Genomic DNA, 15,520 nt, shown 5'->3' with positions numbered 1-15,520 from the left:
GCACAATGCTTCATGTTTATGGCACAACAATCTTTTGATGATTGATGAGATATACTCCCTTAGGCAACTGCTGCAATGCACGCTGAACATTATTCGTTGTCCCTACCTCACAGCCTTGGAGGGTATATATCTTGACAGAAGTCGTTTTCGATGTTTGAGCAACACATTTCTTAATATCCGTTACCACACCCAAGTTTACACCTGTGGGATTATAGTATGCGCCATTTTGAAACTTCAAATCGTTGGTTTGTTTGGGACCTGGAGCATTGAAAATAATATATGTTGGCACTTGTCCTTCTGCTGAGCCTTTCGTGAAACTGCCGTTCCATGTCCACTTCCACACCTCGTTACCACTGTCAGTCACACCAACCTTGGTGCATGCCACGCCGGGCCACGTGCCACCAGTAAAGTTTCCGGTATCGTTCCATGCCCAACACTTAATGTCGGAACTCCAGTCTTTTGGCTTTTCAAAGAAAGCACAGGTCTCACCATCGTTCACCACACAAAACGAAGGTGCGTGGAAAGTAGACTTCTCTTCCTTGATGCTTTTTACCTTATCAATGTTGACGGCATTGCTGACATACATTTTATAGTTGTCACCCGAGGTAGCCAGCTTCATGCCTTGCGTGTTGGCATCTGTCGTTGTCCCCAGTATCAGCAACAAATCACCTTGGCTACCTTTTACTTTCAGCACGAAGCCATCGTGTTTGGCATCGGCTTGCAAAATGTCGCTGGTATTGCTGATGCCCACGGCACGGCGTGTGGCAATCATTCGCTTGATGGCGGTTTTGTATTGAAGCCAATGTGGCAGGAACACGCAAGGCGTGCCTGGCATGGCGAGGATGTAAGCATTGGCTGCCTCGATGTTGGCAAACAGCGGATTGCTGCCTTGCCCATCGGTGCGACCTGTATCATGATTGTCGACAAACGTTACAGCATATTGCTTGTAATATGAATCCTTAACCAGACAGTCGCCATTAAGTTTTGACCAATCGCCATTAGAACTAAAAGCCTCAAAAATACGATACTTCAAGTCGAAATCGAAAGCGGCAGAGGTAGGAACCCCCTCTACCTTGGTGCCGTCAATCCAATTCTTGATGTTGCCTGTTTTATCCCAATACTCGCCAACCGAATACATAGGCTTGGCAGAGGTGTTGTACATGCCAATGTAGTTGGGTGCGAATCCTTTGACCATATCGTAACGGAAGCCAGTGTAACCCAAATCATTCAACAAGAAATCAAGATATGCCTTGATGTTCTTTTGGGCATTTGGGGAGGTGTTATCAATGTCGCGTGCACCATCGAAGTCGTCGCCCGTGTCGCTGTTGCCTTTTAAGGTATATCCGTTTCGCTTGGTGTTTCCGCCATCATCGTTTTGGCAGATGTCGGCCAGCGACCAGTGCATGGTTTGCCCTTTCCATGTCTCCTCGGGAAAGTCGCACCAATTGGTGTTGCCGTTGCGGTGGTTGATGACCACGTCTTCGATGATGCCTGTGCCTTTGTCTTTGAAGGTCTTAATCATCTTGCGCAGTTCAGTTTCGCTGCCAAATGCGCTATCGTGCCTAAACCACCAGATAGGTGCATAGCCCATTTGGTTTTGCAGCGTGTTGCAATACCCCGACTGTGGCACCCAAATGAGTGAGAAATATTTGGACAGCTCGTCTGCCTGGTTTTCCAAATGGCTCCATTGCGTGTCTTGGTAACTGTCCCAATAAAAGCCTTGCAGCATCACGCCCTTGTAATCCTTGGGCCACCCTTGCGCATGAATGTTGCCAGCGAGTGCCAACATCATTAATAATAAGGTGTATATATGTTTCATTGCCATTACTTGTTAGTAGTGATAAATATGTAATTTGGTAAAAAAAGGCACACTATCCACATGTGAGAGTGCGCCTTTTATATTCAATATTCTACTCTCGTAACGAATTATTGCTCTGTTACGGTAGCAGTTTTGGCTTCGGGGTCAAGCTCGATGAGGTAGGTACCTGCACCAATCTTGATGTTGTCGCCACCTTCGGTAAGACCTGTCAAGACACCACCGAAGTTCTTTTCCCATGAGGCATCCCAACGGAACTTGTACTCACCATCTTTCATCTTTATGGTGATAGACCACTTCTTGGTCTCGGGGTTGTAGGTCATCAGCTGTCCCTTGTCCCATCCATCCGGGGTAGCAGATCCGATAATCTCCCATCCTGTCTTGGCAACGGAGGCAACCATCTTCTTGGTGTTAGCGGTAATGCGATACCAGCCACCTTCGGTGAACTTGATGTTGGCGCCATCGCCAAGAGCAAACTCAGCTTTAGTCTTGTCCTCGTTCCACTTTACTTCGCCTACGCTACCCAGCCATTTGCCGTCGTCATAGAGTTTGAATTCGGTGTTGGCAGGATAATAATAGATGCCCATGTATTGGAAGTCGCGACTCTCCGACTTGAGTCGGTAAGCGTTTTCAGCTTCAGGTTTCCAACCTTGATAAGAGCCAGGCACAGAAAGCTCGGCACTCGAGAGTTCGATGTCGGTCTCCTCCATGGTGTAGGTGTACTTGCCAGCAGTGGTCAAGTTGAGCTTCACAATGTATGCGTGTGTTTTCGCCACCTTGAGGTTTTCGCCACCTTGCGCCAAAACACTTGGATTGTTTTTGTCACTACCATAGTTGATATCCCATCCTTCATTGGCACGGAACTTGAATTCCTTATCGGTCAACGGTGTTACCGCGGTCCACATACGGGTGTCCTTGTCGTACTCCATCTTGGTGTCTTTGGACCATCCACCAGACGTAGCATCTCCAATCATGCCCCACTCGCAGGGTTGTCCTATGGTCACATTGCCGTCAGGTGTGAGTGTCACCTCGACAAATCCCTTCTGAGCAGCATCAACCTTCTGGTCTTTAGCGAGAACCTTGGTGATGTCTTTGCCATCCACGACAGCAAATGTACATTCTTCGTCAAACTGTATCCAACCTTGGTAAGTGCCATCACCATCAGGGTCGCCAAGGAGATAAGCCTTTGAATAATCCCACTCGGGATAACCCACTGCCACATAAGCATAGTTCCAGTCAATGCCCACAGTGTTGGGGTCGTAAGGTGTAGCCTTGAAGTTGACTGTGTTCTGCGCATCATCGGTCAACGTTTCGAATGCAGAAGACTTGAGCGACACGGTGAAATCATAGGTGTGACCAGGATAGGCACCTATCTTTGCCAACAGCGAGTTCATCGCCTCATTGGTGAAAGAGAGTTTGGCATCCTCTGTATCACCTGCTACAATACTCTTTTTGTTCTCATTGTTGGTAATAGTTACGGTGTACTTTACCACCGCACCCTTGCCATAGTTGGCTTTTTCCCAGCTAATGTCGGGAAACGCTTTGTCACTATTTTCCTGCGTAAAGGTTATCTCAGCTGGATTGACAGCATTGAGTTTCGCAGCCTGCTGCAACTTGAGTACTGGCGTGGTGATATCGTCAGAGCACGATGTCATTGCCAAGAAACCAGCAGCGAGGAATAATATATTTTTTAGTTTCATGATCTATCTTGTTTTAATCCATTAATAACCATCATTTTGTTTCAAGTTTTGGTTCGATCCAATGTCGTCAGAAGGCAATGGGAATATCTTGTATTTGTCATTCACCCCTTTACCTTCAGCCACGCCACCTTTCCATGGCCATACGTAATCGGCGGAAGTGTACTTGCCAAAGCGCACGAGGTCGGTGCGGCGTTGTGCCTCGAAGAAGAGTTCGCGTCCACGCTCGTCGAGCAAGAATTTCAGTGTGAAATTGTTGTCATCAATTGGCGCCACGGTCTTATCCTTATAGGCGCGTTTGCGCAATTCGTTCAGATAGTTCATGGCTTCGTTCTTGGTAGCCCCTGTTCCACCACGGAGAACAGCCTCTGCCAAGTTCAAGTAAATTTCGCCCAAACGGAACAATGGGAAATCTACATAAGCCTCAGAAGATGCAGGCTTACTGCCATCCTTATTAAGATTACAGAATTTGGTTACAGGAATACCATTGTCCTTAAAGTCTGCCTCATTGACAATTTCCACGTTCTTGGTTCCATCCAAACGTAGCATAGCAAAGCGTGTGTCTTCTTCATGCTTTTTTTCGTTGGTAAACAACTTGAGCAATGACGACTTGGCACGTACGCCCTGCCAAGCTCCCTTGGCATTCGTCTCTTCTTGGAATTGTGCAGATCCCCAACACAACAGAGCGGTCATACCTCCCCAAGTCATGGTTTCAGCACCTTCGTAGCGAAGTGGGAAAATCATTTCCTTCGAATGATCATTGTCCGCCTTGAACATGTCAGCATAGTTGGATTCCAATTCGTAGCCAGCATTGATAATCTTCTTACAATAAGTAATACACTCGGTGTACTTCTTTTGCCCCACGTAGGTCTCTGCATTGAGGTACAAACGCGACAGAGCAGCCCATGCGGCAGCCTTGTTGGCGTTGCCATAATTCTTGTTCCAGCCTACAACAGGAGCAGCAAGGTCCTTCTCGCATTCCAGTAATTCTTTCTCCACATATTTATAAAGGTCGTCCTTCATAATTTGTTGTGGACGCTCGCTACCTATTGTACTATTCTCATCAAAGAAAGGATAGTTGCGATACAGGTCAAGGGCGTACATGTAGGTGAGCGCTCGCAGGAATCGAGCCTCAGCTCTATACTCCTTGATAATATTTTTCACCTCATTGCTACAACCACGGCTACTCAGTTTGTCATCGGTGGTCTCACGTAGAAAAGCGTTGGCCAAGTTGATTTGGTAAGCCAATCGATAATACGAACCCTTGATCCATGGGCTTGACGAATCCCAAGAAAGGTGGTTGAACCCAGGAATTCCAGGGTCGTTCCATGCACAGTGAGCCATGTCGGATGCCAGTTCCTGCATGTTCCACAACACACGTATGAAAGAAGCCTGCGAGCCTCCATCGATTCCTTTGACGTCTTGCTCGGCGTCTCCACCTTTGTTTCCACCTATCACCATGCCCGCATAAATCTTGGCGAGGCTCTGGGTGTAGGCGTTGATGTCGTTTTTGAATACTACATTAGACACTAATTCATCCTTGTCCAACGGTTCGGTATCCAAGTCTCCTACACAGGAGGTCATTCCTAACAATGTTCCTGACAAGAGCAAAAACAATGACTTTTTAATATGATATTTTTTCATTTTGAGTTGCTATTTAGAATTTGAAATTGAAACCAAACATAAACGAAATAGGTCTCGGATAAATCTTGTTGTCTATACCCTCGCCGCTGATTTCAGGGTCAATGCCGCTGTAGTTGGTAATGACAAACGGATTTTGCACGGTGAGATACAGGCGCGCGGACTGTTTGTCATTGAACAGCTTGTTGAAAGTGTAGCCAAGTGTGAAGTTGTCCATGCGAACAAAATCAGCTTTCTGCACATAGTAGCTGCTGCGGTACTGTCCAGTGTGGAAGTTCTTGTTGGCAGCAGAGTTGAGACGATTCTTCAAGAAGCCTGTCTGGTCGTACATCTGCGAACCGTCCCATGCCTCACGGTTAGACTGTGTGTTGTTGTACACATAGTTGCCAATGCTTGAGCGAAGAGCAAACGATAAATCCCAGTTCTTGTAATTCATCTGCGATGTCAAGCCCATGTACACATCAGGAGCCGATTTCTTGTAAGGAATAAGGTCACTTTCGTCTATCTTATTGTCGTTGTTCTGGTCCACATAAGCTCCCTCAATAGGAGTTCCGTTCTCATCATACATCTGCTCAAACACATAGAACGAGTTGTATGGCTTGTTAACAGCATTAATTTGAATGTTGTAGCCTGTGGCACCGTCAATACCACCATGTATCACGCCCTTGTATGTGGGGTCGTCGTTAAATGTTAGCTTGGTGATGGTGTTCTTATTGTACGACACGTTGTAACCCAATGTCCATTGGAAATCCTTGGTTGTAATGGGGTGTGCAGTCAACGAGAGCTCTACACCTTTATTTTCTAATGTGCCGACATTGGTAAGCAACTCATTGCTGAAGTTGGTACCAGCTGGTGCCGTAACAGTGTTCAACAAGTTGTTAGTCTGACGATAATAGAAATCCAACGTTCCCGAAAGCATGCCTTTGAAGAAACCAAAGTCGAGGCCAGCGTTATAGGTTGTAGTTTCCTCCCACTTCAAGTTTTCATCGTAAGCCAATGGTGCAATGAGTTGTATGCGTCTGTCACCAAAGTAGTAATTGGCACCTGGTTGTGAATAAGCGTAGCGTGCCATATAGGGATAATCACCGTTACCAAGATTCTGCTGACCCGTCACACCGTAACCCAAACGCAGTTTCAAGTCATCAAGCCAGCGTGTATCTTTCAAGAAAGCCTCCTCGTTGATACGCCAAGCCAATGCTGCCGATGGGAATACGCCCCAGCGATTGTCCTTGTTGAAGCGTGAAGAACCATCATTACGCAATGTGAAAGTCAAGAGATAACGATCTAATAAGGTGTAGTTCACACGCCCGAAGAACGACACAAGGTAGTTCTCGGTAATGAAATCGTCTTCGCCTTTGTAGAACTCTGTGCCATATTCCTTTGCCTTAGCCTCTGAATAGGGATACTTCGTCCATTCCGAACGATAGAAATGTTGCCACGAATAACCTGCCATGGCATCAATGAAGTGTGCGCCAAAGGTCTTGGTGTAGTTCATATAAAATTCCAACAGCGTATTCCGTTTGAGCTGCCAGAAGCTGCTGTTCTCACCAAATCCTTTCTTGAAATTGCCCCACGTCCACGACATAGGAGAGTTATCTACGGTTATTACGTCGCCCGTTCCCTTGGAAACATCATATCCCAAGTTGAGGTTCGCACGCAAGTCGGGTAAGAAATGGAACTTATAGTCAAACTGTGCGTTGCCGATGCTGCGGTACACCTTTGTCTTGTCGCTCTTATCCGTGAGGATGGATACAGGGTTGGCCAAGCCAATGTCAACAGGTTTTCCCTTATCATTGAGATACATGAAATAACCGTTACCATATTCAGACCCCTTCATATAGATGGGCTGTGTGGGGTCGTACTGTGTTGCCATGCCCAAAGAGGCAAGGTCTGCAAAGCGGTTGGTGTTATAGATACCTTTGAGATTCAACTGTATGCTTAGGTGTTTGTCAAAGAGTTGCGGACTCACGTTGATAGCACCTGTGAAGCGTTCCATGTTAGATGTCTTCACAATACCATTCTCATTGGTGTAACCCAACGATACACGGTAAGGCAAATTAGCCACTGCACCCGACACGTTGATGTTGTGGTCGGTACTAACCGATGTGCGTAGCACTTCCTTCTGCCAGTTGGTATCGCTCGTACCAAGAGCCTTGGCTTGCATGCTTTGCTCGCCAAACTTGGAGATAACAAAACGTTTGAAGTCGTCTGCCGACATTACGTCCACCTCTTTGGCGTGGGTGCTTACCTTCACAGAACCGCTATATCCAACTTGGATACCACCAGCCTTGCCTTTCTTGGTCGTGATAAGAATCACACCATTCGATGCACGCGAACCATAGATAGCTGTTGCCGACGCATCTTTCAAGATAGTCATGGTGGCAATATCGTCAGGGTGAACGGTACTCAAGGGATTTGCCATACCGTTGATGTCTCCATCATCTACGGGCACACCGTCAATCACTACCAACGGATTGTTTGACGCTGACATAGACGAACCGCCACGAATACGTATCGTTGCACCAGCACCTGGTGCACCACCGTCAGTGATAACACTCACACCAGCAGCCTTACCTACCAACATATCGGTGGCAGAGGTAACAGCTCCTTTTACCATTTTTTCTGCATTCAAGGCAGTAACGCTACCCGTTAGGTCGTTTTTCTTCACCCGTCCATAGCCAATCACCACCACTTCGTTGATAGATTCACCTTTGGCTTCTTTCAGAGTAACAACCATCTTGGCAGCTGCTGGCGCCTCAAAGACATCGTAACCAATGTAACTAACAGAGATCATGTCGCCCGTGTTGGCATTGATGGTGAAGTTTCCGTCAAAGTCTGTCACCGTACCTCCCGTTTGTCCCGCTACTCTAATAGTGGCACCAATAATGGGTTCGCCGGTTTCATCCTTCACATGTCCTTTCACGGCAATCTGCTGCGCAAAGGCACTTGCTGAAATGAACAACACACAGATGAGTGTGAGCATTCTCAGCGGTAATGAAAATTTTACCTGCTTCATTTTTTTAGTTTTAAGTTAATATAATAATAAATTTAGAGTTTCTTAGGTCAATATCCCCAACAGCTATTAGCTATCAAAAGGCTTGATGGGTGTCTTCATTCAGCATGTCAGGAATTCCTTTTGAGGATGGTTAGTAGGTCGTTATGACTCATGGTTAGTTTCTCCTCATGCTGCAAAGTTAGTTTTCTTTAACTGTCATTGTTCTTTTTAAGTGCAAAATTCACTATATTTGCAATGCAAACGTTTGCATGGTCGTCATCTTTATAAAATGATAAAGACGCTTTGAGCATTCTTTTGTTTTACATACATTTGCAAAACTAATAACAACCTAAATGGAAACATCGTTGCCCATCACAATGAAAGACATTGCGCAAGCATTGGGAGTCTCTGTGGCTACGGTTTCACGTGCACTCAAAGATAATCCTCGTATCAGTAAAGAACAACGCGAGAATATACAAGCCTACGCGCGCGAACATCATTTCTATCCCAACGTGATTGCCGAGTCGCTACGAAACAGTCGTGTCAAGCCCCTAAAAGTGATTGGAGTTATTGTGCCTCAACTCTCTCATTTCTACTTTTCGAGTATTCTCTCGGGTATTGAGGAAGAGGCGACCACACACGGCTATCGCATCATGGTAGCACAAAGCAATGAGCGCTATGAACGAGAAGTAAGAATTTGTCAAGACTTCTATAAGAATCGGGTGTGCGGGGTGATCGTATCTCAAGCCAAAGATACAGTCAAGTATGAGCATTTCAAAAAACTTATCGATCATCACATGCCACTGGTTTTCTATGACCGCATCTGTACGGGCATTAACTGTTCCCGCGTCGTAGTGGATGACTATATGGGCGCTTACAATGCAGTGACCCACCTTATCAATACGGGATGTCGACGAATTGCTTGTTATAGTTCGCCCATGACTTTGGAGATTTCCAAAAACAGATACAACGGCTACCGTGATGCCCTCCTCAAGAATGGGCTCAAAGTAAACGAGAACTTTCTTCGAATCTGTGACAATAGAGAGGATGCCGAAGTGCTGACCCCCGAACTGTTGCAACAGGAAGAAATCCCTGATGCTTTCTTTGCAGTAAATGATGATACGGCTGTCGGCATACTCTATGCGGCTAAGCGCATGGGTTACCACATTCCTGAAGATATTTCCATTTGTGGTTTTACCAATGGCGACCGTTCCAAAGCTTGTGACCCCATGCTCACTACCGTAGAGCAACGTGGTGTCCGAGTAGGTGAAGAAGCTGCTAATATTCTCATCTCGAAAGTAGAAGGTTTGCTGCCTCCCGACAAAGTTGAAAAGAGAATTGTAAGGACAAAACTCATTATTAGAGGAACTACGAGATAATTCATAATTCATAATTAAAAATTCATAATTGAGAATTCACAATTCAATTTGCTGACAGTATATTTGTTATGCAATATGAAGAAATCAAGTTGAAATGAATATCTTTGTAATAGGTATCTGAACAAAACATAAATTCTCACTTGAACCTAAACTCTATCTATCAATGAAAGATATAGACAACAATGTAATCGTCCAAAAGAGTTTTGCTTTTGCCATTCGCTGTGTAAATCTCTGTAAATATCTGAGAGAAGAGAAAAAAGAATACGAAATGAGCAAACAGCTTATACGGAGCGGAACGAGTATTGGTGCAAACGTAAAAGAAGCGCTTAGAGCTCAATCAAAAGCAGACTTTAAATCAAAACTCAACATATCACTAAAAGAAGCGAGTGAAACAGAATACTGGATAGAACTTTTATGGCGCACTCAATACATTAATGAAACGGCAGCAAAAAGCATCTTAGCAGACTGCGTTGAATTGATTAAGCTGTTAACATCTATCATCATACACATTACAAAGGAGCAACAAAAAAGTAAGTCTACATAAAAGAACTACAATTGACCACTTTTGAATGAGACATCATGAATCAAAAAACTCATCGCACATCCTAACACAAGTATGAATTATGAGCTATGAATTATAATTGACCGTTTTTGCATGAAACATCATGAATCACAAAAAACCTCATTGCATATTCTAAAGTATGTATTATGAATTATGAATTAAAAAAAACTCATCGTATATTCTAACAAAAGTATGAATTAAAAATTATGAATTATGAATTAAAGAGAAAGCCCGACATGAGCTTTTGGAATCTTTGGAATTTAAGTTTCGGATTTTTCGGTGTACAGATTGCGTATGCGCTGCAGAGTGCAAACATCTCACGCATCTTTGCCACATTAGGTGCCGACCCACACAATCTTAGTTATTTTTGGATATTACCTCCCCTCATGGGAATTGTAGTGCAACCCATCATCGGCACGCTTTCAGATAGAACATGGACACGCTATGGGCGCCGCATCCCCTACTTATTCATCGGAGCTGCGGCTGCGGTACTGGTGATGTGCCTGCTCCCACAGTCTGGCTCATTCGGCATGACGGCATCGGTAGCAATGATTTTCGGACTTGTCATGCTCATGTTCCTCGACACCTCTATTAATATGGCGATGCAACCTTTTAAGATGCTCGTGGGTGATATGGTGAACGAACGACAGAAAGCCAAGGCGTATTCCATCCAAAGTCTGCTGTGCAATGCAGGTTCTCTTGTGGGTTACCTGTTTCCATTCTTTTTCGCACTGTTGGGCATCGCTAATACAGCCCCCAAGGGTGTGGTCCCCGACTCGGTCATCTACAGTTTTATTGTTGGTGCAGGCATCCTGATTCTCTGTGTTGGCTACACTGTTTCCAAGGTAAGGGAGTGGTCTCCAAAGGAATATGAACAATACAATGGTAGCTTGAAAGTTGATGTAGAACAGAAAGAAAACTGGATCACCCTACTCAAACACGCTCCTTCTACCTTTTGGAAGGTTGGTGTCGTGCAGTTCTTCAGCTGGATAGCCTTTATGTACATGTGGACCTATACGCATGGTACCGTAGCAGCCAACGTGTGGGGCACCACCGACATGGCGAGTGAGGGAGCTCAAGAAGCTGGCAACTGGGTAGGCGTATTGTTTGCCGTACAAGCCATTGGCTCTGTGTTATGGGCACCGCTATTGCCCAAACTCGGTAGTCGAAAGACTGCCTACGCCCTCAGTTTAGTATTGGGAGCCATAGGTTTTGCCGCTTGTACCGTGATACACGACCAGTATTTATTGTTCATTCCCTTCCTCCTCATTGGCTGTGCGTGGGCAGCTATGTTAGCCATGCCCTTTACCTTTGTCACCAATGCCTTACAAGGTTATGGACACATGGGCGCATATCTCGGCTTGTTCAATGGCACCATCTGTATCCCGCAAATCATTGCTGCAGTCATAGGAGGCACACTCCTCAGTATGGTGGGGTCGGTGCAAAGCCACATGATGGTTGTTGCGGGCATCTCGCTATTGTTCGGTGCAGCTGCTGTATCGCTAATCAAAGATGTCAAAGATTGATGAATTTGCAAAGCTAATAACGCTTTCTAATTTCTCTCGCCTCTCCCTTCAGTCTGTGTTAGAAACAAAGACTTGATTGATAGGTGATGATAAAAAAATTAAAGGCTGGACTCCTCGCATGGAATCCAGCCTTGTGCATATCTTGCCTCAAACCAACAAACCGTTGTAGTCTTGAGCCAAATGCACCTTATATAATAAGTAGTTGTTTTATATTCATCGATGTCTGACACCTCTTCGCGATTGCGAACGCTGTATCATTAATACATGTTATTTCTGAGCATGGGTCTGTCACCCAATTTTCCCCAAAAGCCTAAAGATGTAACCTTGGTCTCATATTCAAGTCTCCAGGCACATGTGCTAAAGATCTCCATCGGTCCCCAGTACGAGTACGTGTACGGGTCATAATTATATCTTATTCGTCTCTCTGGCTTATAGAGATGAGTAGCTTCGCCACCAAGACCTTGCTCGCCCATATAGATATAACAATAAGGTATACGATAATAGGTACGGTTGCAGAACTGGAAGTTGTAAATTCTGCCACAAGCGTCACGTCCAAAGTTGTCTACAATGTCGTTTGGCTTTGACAACGAGATATCAGTACCGTTAAAAGTCAAGAAATAAGCGTTGCAGAAATAGCAGTTAGACTCTCGTCCCCGGCGGTCACGATTCCCTCGTGGTACAAACTGTTGCAGCAGGTTTTCATCTTCTCCGAGGAGTGCTATTTGATAAATTTCGTCTTCGCAGTAATCGAAAGCACCTTCAGCAACTCTTCTATTAAAGCCAGTAATCAGGAGCGAGGCGCCACTTGGCAGTACTTTCTTTTGGCGATGATTATACAAGAACTGTGCATTGTTTTCTTCCAATTTACCCAAGTCTATCACGCCAGAAGGCGTTTCAGCGCTACCAAATACAGAGCGAACGAGGTAATAACCCTCCAAACTGATTTCATGATCGCTGATATTGGTAATCTGAAGAACGTTGCGATTGCAATATCTGTTCTTTTGTGTTGACCAGAATTGTGTAATCACTAAGCCTTTGTCACAAACTTTTTCGGTAATGTCAACATTGTAAACCTTGTTATTCTTAAATTGTTCGTTTTTGCCAATGACCTCTTTTGAATAGTGGCGCGCATTGCTTGAGTAAGTGGTCTTTTTCTGGAGACTCACCGTTGTGGGTTGTTGTGATTCCTTGTTTAGAATAGGCATGAACCAAACCGTTAATGGCTTGCTCTCTTCTTTTGCCTTCACATTAAAGTTTTTCACATCAAACCTAATGTTCTGCTGCGTCGTAATTTCTGGTTGCCATGCAGGCATTCCACTCTCAGAAGAGAACAGGTCGAGTGTGCCATTGGTAGACACCACATCAGAGCTTACATTCATGAAATCGGGGTCGATATCTTTCTGCACGTTCAACCTCACGACAATCCAACTACCGAGAGCTTTGAAATGAAGATTGATGTCTCCATGGGTGTTGACTTTAGTCAATGGGGCATAAAAAGGTAGGTTAAACTGGTCTGATGCTGCATCTGCCGTGTGTGAAGCCTCTATCTTGAACTTGCCGTCAGCCGTCATGCCGCTTGCCCAGGCACCGTTGTTCACGCCTGGAACCTTACCCATGACAGCTCCCATGTAGAGATCACCCCTTCTCCGGTCGAAGCCAGCAGGTATATTTATAGCGAATTTTATGTTGTTTCCATTCACTACGAACACTTCGTCTTCTACCACTTTCTGCTCATTGCCTTGCTTGTAGCACATAAACACAGGTATCCTTTCATGTTCTTTCCATCTAAAGCTCAGCTTCTTTTGGCTATTGTAATGGAATGTTGTTCTTGTCTCTGGAGTCGCGTTGAACATAGCATCCACCTCATCGGTGTCAAAGGATCCCGTTCCAGAAATGACACTCGAAGTTTGGTCGGCTGCTGCTCCTTGCACGTCGTTCAGCACATCATTCTCAGAGCAACCAGTCAGGAAGCCCAGCAAACTGATGGCTATCAAAGTAAAAATACCTTTTATTGTTTTAGTCTTCATAATCGTTTGTTTTTAATCGTTTGTTATAAGTTATTTCCATCTATTTTCATCATTCCAAAAAGGTTCATCAGAAAAATCACTCTGATCAAAATCATAGGCTTTAGCGCCAGGTCCTTCTATATCTCCTCCACCATTAGTTCCTTTCAGCAGCGCATCTTCTACATTCGTGTAAATAATATCCACCCTTGGACTTACATATTCTTTCTTCATACATAAATACTCCTCGTTTTAGTTGATTAGTTGATTCTTATTATTTTATGATTCGTTATATTATCTCTTGTTTTTTTCGGTATAATTCCTCTATATTACTTGTGCTTGTAAAGTTAGGCATCTTTATAATAAGGTCGCATAACAAATTATTTCAAAAAATTATCGTTTTGTTTCAATCTTCATTTTGCTCAATATTGATAGTACTAAAATGAAATTGATAAAAAAGAGCGAAAATAGAGGCACGCAATATAATAGGTGGAGCGAACCGCATAAATGAACATTTATATGGAAAAAGTTCTTAATTTGTTTTAAAACAATTCTTTAATTTATAACTTTTCTTAATATTTGCAACATATGTCGCACATTTTTTATAAATTCACAACAAAATTATAAAATATACAAATTGCCTATGCACGTTTACTACTTGAATAAGCACCTGATGTGCGAACATTATAGGAATAACAGCCCTACAGGATTTAGGGTTTTGAAGGAGCAGAAAGGAGTCACCACGCATACAGATCCTTCGCGTACAGCCATGATTTTTTTGTTAGAAGGTTGCATGCACGTAGAGGGCAAACAGTTTCCAAGTTTCACTGTACAAACCAATCAAATGTTTCCGATGCCTGCGGGCATCAACAACTCTATAAGCTTTCTCGAAGACAGTACTCTTTTAGTTCTTTACTTCATTGACAGCAAATTTAGATTTTGCCGAAGCATTCTTAGCGACGAAAAGATTAGCAACGCACCGAAACGCGACGACTGGTTATTTGCGCTTGACATGATAAAACCTGTCCAAGTGCTGGCTCGCCAAACAGCCGACTATGTCGTAGACAAACTGCTGTGCTGCGATATTCAACTCATTAAGCAACGCGAATTTACAGCGGTAATGCAAGCCTATTATCCTACCGACACCCTGGCATCGTTTTTGGCTCCACTGTTTCGTGTGAATTTATCGTTCCAAGAAACCATCATGGGTATGTCAGGCACCTATCCCTCCGTTGACGAAATGGCAGAAAAGGTGTGTATGAGTAGACCTACCTTCATTCGCCACTTCAAGACGTGTTTTGGCGAACCACCCAAAACTTGGGTGAACAAAGTTAAAGGCGAGGCACTATTCAAAGCCCTACGCAACACCAATGACACGTTAGAGGAAATAGCCAACCAGTTTAAATTCTCGTCGGTGCAACGTATGTCCACATTCTGCAAGGAGACACTCGAAGGCACTCCAAACGAAATAAGAAGCGGGAAAGTAACCCCAAAGCACGCCTTATAATTACCGTGGTGTACCGTTGGATGAGGTGAGATATGACTATTTCTGACAATGGCACTATCCGCTGCAAGGAAAGGACAACCATGGAACAGCCCAACATTCCCGTCTGTCGGTTACTTTTCCCTGCTTAGAAGAGTATTGTATCATCCCTGTATGGTGGAGAAGGGATGAGGTGTGCAATAAGAAAAAATTTTACATCGGGCATCAATACTCGGATATTTGCCAACAACTGTCCCTTTGGTCACAAATAAGCAATTTTTGTATTTATCCGTATATCAGCGTCTTAACCCAAAATTTGCATAGTGAAGTGGAGCTAACTCAATGCTTCAATGAGACTAAAGCATTGACTTAACATGGCTATCTGCACCACTTTGTGCCCTTATTCACACAAGATAGT

At 44.3% G+C, this 15,520-nt stretch carries 10 protein-coding genes; 4 read left to right on the top strand and 6 right to left on the bottom strand.

Annotated features, from left to right (window positions below):
- Nucleotides 1-16 precede the first annotated feature (16 nt).
- The 4 genes from BN35_RS06270 to BN35_RS06255 form a co-directional block, all read right to left on the bottom strand.
- A complete protein-coding gene (locus tag BN35_RS06270; protein WP_025072051.1) occupies nucleotides 17-1,819 on the bottom strand; it encodes an alpha-amylase family glycosyl hydrolase in 1,803 nt (600 codons plus the stop codon).
- 107 nt (nucleotides 1,820-1,926) lie between these two features.
- A complete protein-coding gene (locus BN35_RS06265) occupies nucleotides 1,927-3,516 on the bottom strand; it encodes a SusF/SusE family outer membrane protein (protein ID WP_025072050.1) in 1,590 nt (529 codons plus the stop codon).
- Nucleotides 3,517-3,537: 21 nt separating this feature from the next.
- Nucleotides 3,538-5,157, bottom strand: a complete 1,620-nt coding sequence (locus tag BN35_RS06260) for a RagB/SusD family nutrient uptake outer membrane protein (RefSeq protein WP_028900975.1) — start codon at nucleotides 5,155-5,157, stop codon at nucleotides 3,538-3,540.
- Nucleotides 5,158-5,170: 13 nt separating this feature from the next.
- A complete protein-coding gene (locus tag BN35_RS06255) occupies nucleotides 5,171-8,170 on the bottom strand; it encodes a SusC/RagA family TonB-linked outer membrane protein (protein WP_025072049.1) in 3,000 nt (999 codons plus the stop codon).
- A 332-nt stretch (nucleotides 8,171-8,502) separates the two neighbouring features.
- Between BN35_RS06255 and BN35_RS06250 the strand changes: the two genes are divergently transcribed.
- The 3 genes from BN35_RS06250 to BN35_RS06240 all read left to right on the top strand — a co-directional run bounded on the left by BN35_RS06250 (nucleotide 8,503) and on the right by BN35_RS06240 (nucleotide 11,616).
- Nucleotides 8,503-9,528, top strand: a complete 1,026-nt coding sequence (locus BN35_RS06250; protein ID WP_025072048.1) for a LacI family DNA-binding transcriptional regulator — start codon at nucleotides 8,503-8,505, stop codon at nucleotides 9,526-9,528.
- Nucleotides 9,529-9,691: 163 nt separating this feature from the next.
- A complete protein-coding gene (locus BN35_RS06245) occupies nucleotides 9,692-10,072 on the top strand; it encodes a four helix bundle protein (RefSeq protein WP_025072047.1) in 381 nt (126 codons plus the stop codon).
- A gap of 224 nt (nucleotides 10,073-10,296) precedes the next feature.
- Nucleotides 10,297-11,616: an MFS transporter gene (locus BN35_RS06240; protein ID WP_025072046.1), complete on the top strand. Its 1,320-nt coding sequence runs from the start codon at nucleotides 10,297-10,299 to the stop codon at nucleotides 11,614-11,616.
- Between the two features lie 257 nt (nucleotides 11,617-11,873).
- On the opposite strand, the gene BN35_RS06235 is transcribed toward BN35_RS06240, so the two are convergent.
- Both BN35_RS06235 and BN35_RS06230 read right to left on the bottom strand, forming a co-directional pair.
- A complete protein-coding gene (locus tag BN35_RS06235; RefSeq protein ID WP_028900974.1) occupies nucleotides 11,874-13,643 on the bottom strand; it encodes a hypothetical protein in 1,770 nt (589 codons plus the stop codon).
- Nucleotides 13,644-13,673: 30 nt separating this feature from the next.
- Nucleotides 13,674-13,853, bottom strand: a complete 180-nt coding sequence (locus tag BN35_RS06230; RefSeq protein ID WP_248616660.1) for a hypothetical protein — start codon at nucleotides 13,851-13,853, stop codon at nucleotides 13,674-13,676.
- A gap of 409 nt (nucleotides 13,854-14,262) precedes the next feature.
- Here BN35_RS06230 and BN35_RS06225 point away from each other — a divergent pair, with 409 nt between their 5' ends.
- A complete protein-coding gene (locus BN35_RS06225; RefSeq protein ID WP_025072045.1) occupies nucleotides 14,263-15,126 on the top strand; it encodes a helix-turn-helix domain-containing protein in 864 nt (287 codons plus the stop codon).
- Nucleotides 15,127-15,520 lie beyond the last annotated feature (394 nt).

Origin of the sequence: Hoylesella timonensis 4401737 = DSM 22865 = JCM 15640 (genome assembly GCF_000455445.1) — a bacterium.
Taxonomy (GTDB): Bacteria; Bacteroidota; Bacteroidia; order Bacteroidales; family Bacteroidaceae; genus Prevotella; species Prevotella timonensis.
Note: the sequence above shows the minus strand (reverse complement) of the source record. Positions and strands in the feature narration are given on the sequence as shown.

What these genes read in the sequence shown, in the direction of transcription:
- BN35_RS06270 (WP_025072051.1), bottom strand. Translation starts at nt 1,819, where the DNA reads ATGAAACATATATACACCTTATTATTAATGATGTTGGCACTCGCTGGC.
- BN35_RS06265 (WP_025072050.1), bottom strand. Translation starts at nt 3,516, where the DNA reads ATGAAACTAAAAAATATATTATTCCTCGCTGCTGGTTTCTTGGCAATG.
- BN35_RS06260 (WP_028900975.1), bottom strand. Translation starts at nt 5,157, where the DNA reads ATGAAAAAATATCATATTAAAAAGTCATTGTTTTTGCTCTTGTCAGGA.
- BN35_RS06255 (WP_025072049.1), bottom strand. Translation starts at nt 8,170, where the DNA reads ATGAAGCAGGTAAAATTTTCATTACCGCTGAGAATGCTCACACTCATC.
- BN35_RS06250 (WP_025072048.1), top strand. Translation starts at nt 8,503, where the DNA reads ATGGAAACATCGTTGCCCATCACAATGAAAGACATTGCGCAAGCATTG.
- BN35_RS06245 (WP_025072047.1), top strand. Translation starts at nt 9,692, where the DNA reads ATGAAAGATATAGACAACAATGTAATCGTCCAAAAGAGTTTTGCTTTT.
- BN35_RS06240 (WP_025072046.1), top strand. Translation starts at nt 10,297, where the DNA reads ATGAATTATGAATTAAAGAGAAAGCCCGACATGAGCTTTTGGAATCTT.
- BN35_RS06235 (WP_028900974.1), bottom strand. Translation starts at nt 13,643, where the DNA reads ATGAAGACTAAAACAATAAAAGGTATTTTTACTTTGATAGCCATCAGT.
- BN35_RS06230 (WP_248616660.1), bottom strand. Translation starts at nt 13,853, where the DNA reads ATGAAGAAAGAATATGTAAGTCCAAGGGTGGATATTATTTACACGAAT.
- BN35_RS06225 (WP_025072045.1), top strand. Translation starts at nt 14,263, where the DNA reads ATGCACGTTTACTACTTGAATAAGCACCTGATGTGCGAACATTATAGG.